This is a genomic window from Paraclostridium benzoelyticum (assembly GCF_001006285.1).
Taxonomy (GTDB): domain Bacteria; phylum Bacillota; class Clostridia; order Peptostreptococcales; family Peptostreptococcaceae; genus Paraclostridium; species Paraclostridium benzoelyticum.
Window position 1 is genome coordinate 1 of record NZ_LBBT01000132.1, and the last position, 6098, is coordinate 6098.

Below are 6098 nucleotides of genomic sequence, written 5' to 3' on the forward strand. Positions count from 1 at the left end.
TTGTTATTATACCTTGTATTATTCCTATAACAAAACCTAGTATTAATCCCAATAATTCTATATGCTTTAACTCATTACTTGCTATGCTAAGTATTATATTTTCTAATTCAAGTAAATCTAAACTATCAACCTTCTCTTCTACTATTTGTTGTATATTTACTCTTTCATGTGCTTTTGATACAATTCCACTTCCTAGTTCGTCAATAGAAGCACTTACTTCTTTTTCTATTATATCCTCTATATAATTTTTTATAACAGATTTTATATAGCTCGGTATAAGAGTCGCTTTTTCCTCTACTATAGAGTTAACTTTAAGTTTTATATATTCAGTAGCTTTTACTTTATCTTCTTCTGTTATTAAATTTTCTAATATATCATCTAAAGATACAAACTCATCTTGTATAACTTCTCCTATTTTTATAGCTATTTCTTTTCTTCTCTTCGGTATAAGACCTATTACTTCAAAATTCGTCATAGGTATTTTTATAGGGTTAATAGGTCTAAATATAAGCTTTATAGCCAATTTGTTAGTTACGTATCCAATAATACCTCCAATAATTGCCATCATTAAAATTATATATATATTGTTCATCTCAAATCTCCTTCTCATTTTAATTAGAAACAATATATATTTTATACTTTAATGATTTTTTTTCAATACATTTTTTCAATTTTAAGATTTATTTTTTTCTTCCACCTTTTCTTCAAATATTGCTTTTATAGTATCTATAATTTCTCTAGATGAGTTAGTTTGTAAAGAATCGTATATAATTATATGATTAGGACACAAAGAAAGTAATGTACTAATCAAGAAATCTTCATAATTTAAATTTTCTTTTATAAACATATTTATTAATTCTTCATCATTTTCATTTTCTATTATGTTGTCATTTTTATCATATAATATAAACGAATTATCTTTTCTTATGTATACTTTTAGTGTATCAATTTTATTTTCTTGTACATTTATAAAATATCTTAACACACTTATAAATTCATCATAATCTTTCTCTATTAAATGTTCTTCAAGTGCATCTTCACAGATATTAGATATATATCCCATTAGTTCTTTCATTCTAAATTTAACAAAACCATCGACATCTATATGGTCATTATTTAATATGTAATCATTCATTCTACAAAATATTATTTCTCTTAATAACAAATCTTTTTTTTCAAATCCTTCTAATGATTTTAAATATATTTTTTCTATTTCCTGCTTATATTTATCTCCATATGATTTTTGTATATATTCCTTTAATATAACATCTTTTATTACTTTCATTAAAATATCGGTTATTTCTCTTGATATTTCTAATACTGTTTCATCAGTTCTATCCTTCGCGCTTATTTTTATTTCTATAACATCTTCATTGTAATTTATAATATTTCTAAACTTAGTTTGTTTTACAAATTGATTTACAGCTAATTTATATTTAGGTAATAAGCTCAGATAAATCTCTTTGTTGTTCATAGTCATCACTCCTTTCTAGTCATAAGAGGAATTATAGAACCTAAATCTAATAATTGTTCTTTACTTAAACTTACTATTTCCTTATTTTTTGATTTTATAAATTTTTTTATAATCTCATAATCTGGATGTTTTTTTATATTTCCTAAAAAAGCTATGTCATTTTTACTTATAAATCCTGTACATCCACCTATAAATCCATAATCCAATTGAAATAATTTTATATTTCCATGACTTATAAGAAGACAATCTATACCATATTGCTTTACAGATTTATAAATACCCTTATCAGAAGTTATAATTGAATTTTCATCAACTATACAAATTGAACATTTAGAGTATCCTTGTTTTACATTTATCTTCACAAGATTTCTTTTATTTATATATTCTAAAATTTCTTTATCTGTATAATCAAAATTATGTATTGCAAATTTGCCCATTATGGTTACATTATATTGAATATTATTAGGATATTTGTTTTCTATGTAGCTACTACCTTTGATTACATTAAAACCTAATGGAGTTAATGTTTCTAAGTAAAAATCATATACATTTGGTGCTACAACTATATTTCCTTCCCCTAAATTACATACGCATATATCTGGATGATATTTTATAGCATCGTAACACTCTTTACATTCTATAGTTTTTATTATTTGTATATTTCTTCTTTTTAATTCTAATTCTATATCGCAAGTAATTCTTTTATCTACCAATGCTAGACATAAATCACCATCAATTACAAAAGATTGCTTACTATGTACTAATTTCATTTCACCGTTCCTTCTATATCGATTTTACTTTTATAATACAACTAATATTTTATATACTTATTTTCATTTTTAATAGACCAATAATAATTTTTTATATTTATTTTAGACATAAAAAAAGATGATAGCAATGCTATCATCTTTTTTATCTTTCACCTTTTTTATATGGGTTTCCTAATGCTGCCGGAGCTTTAGAAGATTTTATAAATAATACTAAAACGACTAACGTTATTACATACGGTATCATTGATAATAAATTTTCATTTATTCTAAATGGAAGTTCTGGGTTTCCAAAGAATACTGATAAAGCAGTTGAGAATCCAAATAATAAACAAGCTGCCATAGCTCCTTGTGGCTTCCACTTACCAAATATAACAGCTGCCATAGCTATATATCCCTGCCCAGAAATTAACGTTGGTCTAAATGAAGAAACAATTGCTAAACTCATAGATGCTCCTCCTAAACCAGCTAATATACCAGATGCAATTACTGCAATATATCTAACTCGATTTACATTAATACCTAAAGTATCTGCAGCTCCTGGATGTTCTCCAACAGATCTTATTCTAAGCCCTAACTTTGTTTTATATAAAACGTACCATACTATAGCTACAAGTATAAATGCTATAAATACTGTTGCATAAGTATTAAAAACTGTGTTTAATATACTACCTTCTGCAAATAAACCATTTAAAGGTCTTGGTATTTTATTTTCCATAGCTATAGTCGGAGTCATCGTAGCTCCATCAAATAATATTTTAGAAGAGAATAGTGCTACTCCAGGTGCAAGTAGGTTAATAGCAACACCTGATATAGTATGATCTGCATTAAAACTTACAGTTGCAATAGCATGTATTAATGCAAATAAACCACCTGCTAATCCACCTATCAAAAACGCTATCCAAGGATTACCTACTAAATATCCTGCTGCTGCCCCCGCAAAAGCACCTATAGTCATCATACCCTCTAATCCTATATTAACTATACCTGAATTTTCTGATAATACTCCACCTAACGCTGTAAATATAAGGGGCGTAGAGTACATTAAAGTCGTACTTAAAATTAAAGCTAAATCTTCCATTATTCAAGTCCCCCTTTTTTCTTTTTATTCTTATATTTTATAAATAACATTCTTATTACACTGCTTAATGCTATAAAATAAACAATAGATCCTATAACAATGTTTATTACTTCTGATGGAGCTTGTATAGTTTGCATTTTTGTTCCACCATATTTAAGTGCTCCAAATAATAATCCTGAGAAAATTACACCTATAGGATTACTGTTAGCAATAAGTGCAACAGCTATCCCGTCAAATCCATTCCCTTCTGGCGCTGCAAGTACCGTTATATTTTGCGCTACACCCATAACTTGAACTGCTCCCGCTAATGCAGCAAGCATACCTGCTATAGCCATAGATTTGAATATAGATGAATTTATGTTTATTCCTCCATATTCAGCTCCGAACTTATTGTATCCAACTCCTCTAAGTTCGTATCCTAAAGTTGTTTTAGCTAATATAAAAGCTATTATTAAGACTAATATAATTGCTATTATTATACCCCAGTTAGCTTTTGTCGCTGGACCTACTAGTCCCGTTAGCCAATCTATACTTATACTAGCACTCTCATTTATCATATGAGATGCTTCACTATTACCTTCTCTTAGCCATGGTTGCATTATCATATAATTATTTAGATAAAACGCAATCCAGTTTAACATTATAGTAGATATAACTTCATTAACTCCAAATTTAGATTTTAAAAATCCTGCAAATCCTCCCCAACAGGCTCCTGCTAGTGCAGCTACAGCTAAAGTAAGAGGTATATGTATTATTGCTGGTAAATGAACTGTATATCCTACTATAGTTGCTGCTAATGCACCTATAATAAACTGGCCTTCTGCTCCTATATTGAATAAACCTGTTTTAAACGCAAAGGCTATTGATAAACCTGTTAAAATTAATGGAGTAGCCTTTATAATAGTCCATGCTATATACTTAGGTTTACCGATGATCCCTTCAATCATTACTGAATAAGCTTCTATTGGATTAAATCCCGCTATAGTTAAAGCTATTGCTCCTACTAATAATCCTAAAAATATAGATATAATAGAAAATACTATCGTATTATTAGCAAAAGAAATTTTCTTTTTTGCCTTAACATCATTACTCATTATCTACACCTCCTGCCATCATAAATCCTAAAGTATTTTCATCTGCATTCTTAGCATCCACAATGCCAACTATTTTTCCTTCATAAATTACAGCTATTCTATCTGATAGATTCATAACTTCATCAAGTTCTAAAGATACTAATAAAACTGCATTGCCTGCATCTCTTTGTTCAACTATCGCTTTATGAACAAATTCAATTGCTCCAACATCTAACCCTCTAGTAGGTTGTGTTGCTATTAATACCTGAGGTTGTCCTGTCGCAGCTCTATCTACTCTTATGTTGTCAACCTCTCTACCAATTATAACTTTTTGTTGATTTCCTCCAGATAAAGATCTAGCCTTTAATGTAAAATCAGTTGGTCTAACATCAAATTCTTCTATTATTTCGTTTGCATGTTTTTCAATTTCTTTATTATTTAGAACTCCATTTTTAGAGAATCTTTTTTCTTTATATCTTTGTAAAACTGTATTTTCAGCAACTGTAAAATCTAATATAAGTCCTCTTTTATGTCTATCCTCGGGTATATTTTTTATACCTTTTTTAAATATATTAATTGGCTTTTCATTTATAAGTTCAGATCCATTAACCTTTACACTTCCTGAATCTGCTTTTTTCAACCCAGTTAATATTTCAACAAGTTCAGATTGACCATTTCCATCTACACCTGCTATTCCTAAAATTTCTCCAGCTCTTACCTCTAAAGATAAATCATTTAATACTTGTACTTTTCTATTATCTTTAGCACTTATATTTTTAACTTCAAGTATTATATCTCCTACTTTAGAATCTTCTTTATCCACTTTAAAGCTTACTTCTCTACCTACCATCATAGCTGCCAATTCATCTTCTGTTGTATCACATACCTTTACCGTTCCTATATCTTTACCTCTTCTTATGATAGTACAATAATCTGCTGCTGCCTTTATTTCTTTTAATTTATGAGTTATTATTATTACTGATTTTCCTTGCTTAGTTAAGTTCTTTATAATATTCATAAGCTCATTTATTTCTTGCGGAGTTAAAACTGCAGTGGGTTCATCTAATATTAGTATATCTGCACCTCTGTATAAAGCTTTCAATATTTCAACTCTTTGTTGCATCCCAACACTTATATCTTCTACTTTTGAATTAGGATCTACATGTAATCCATATTTTTTTGATAGATCACTAACATCTTCTATCGCTTTTTTCATATCTATTGCTCCCATACCTTTTGTAGGTTCTGTACCTAGTATTATATTCTGAGCAACTGTAAATGGCTGTACTAACATGAAATGTTGGTGAACCATACCTATCCCATGAGATATCGCTACATTAGGGTTTTCCATTCCAACGTTTTCCCCTTTTATAAATATCTCCCCTGAAGTCGGATGGTATAGCCCATAAAGAATGTTCATTAATGTTGACTTTCCTGCTCCATTTTCACCTAATAAAGCATGTACCTCACCTTTATGTACAGTCAAATTTATGTTATCATTAGCTGTGAAATTCCCAAACTTTTTAGTTATACTTTTCATTTCTACAACTTTTAGACTGTGGTCTACATTGCTATTAATCATAGTTTATAATAACCCTCCTTATTTACTTATCGCCAATTTTATTATACTAAAAAATAAGTATTATAACAATTTAATTTCAACAAATAGTAGGTAATATTTTATTTATTATACATACTTTTTG

The 6098-nt window shown here is 28.5% G+C and carries 6 protein-coding genes; all 6 read right to left on the reverse strand.

Going from position 1 to position 6098, the window contains the following annotated elements; translation table 11 throughout:
• Positions 1–592, reverse strand: a 592-nt coding sequence (locus VN21_RS05615; protein ID WP_046822442.1) for a DUF445 domain-containing protein, incomplete at its 3' end; no start/stop codon positions are given.
• A gap of 81 nt (positions 593–673) precedes the next feature.
• Entirely contained in the window at positions 674–1474 is an 801-nt protein-coding gene (locus tag VN21_RS05620) for a putative sporulation protein YtxC (protein WP_046822443.1), read from the reverse strand.
• A 5-nt stretch (positions 1475–1479) separates the two neighbouring features.
• The gene (locus tag VN21_RS05625) at positions 1480–2244 is read right to left on the reverse strand and encodes a DUF6873 family GME fold protein (RefSeq protein WP_052951991.1); all 765 of its coding nucleotides are present in this window, start codon (positions 2242–2244) and stop codon (positions 1480–1482) included.
• Between the two features lie 142 nt (positions 2245–2386).
• A complete protein-coding gene (locus VN21_RS05630) occupies positions 2387–3322 on the reverse strand; it encodes an ABC transporter permease (RefSeq protein ID WP_046822444.1) in 936 nt (311 codons plus the stop codon).
• The gene (locus VN21_RS05635; RefSeq protein WP_046822445.1) at positions 3322–4416 is read right to left on the reverse strand and encodes an ABC transporter permease; all 1095 of its coding nucleotides are present in this window, start codon (positions 4414–4416) and stop codon (positions 3322–3324) included. The genes VN21_RS05630 and VN21_RS05635 overlap by 1 nt, the downstream gene beginning before the upstream one ends.
• Positions 4409–5977 (reverse strand): ABC transporter ATP-binding protein, encoded by a 1569-nt coding sequence (locus VN21_RS05640; protein ID WP_046822446.1) that lies wholly within the window; start codon positions 5975–5977, stop codon positions 4409–4411. Before VN21_RS05640 ends, VN21_RS05635 begins: the two co-directional genes overlap by 8 nt.
• Between the last annotated feature and the right edge of the window lie 121 nt (positions 5978–6098).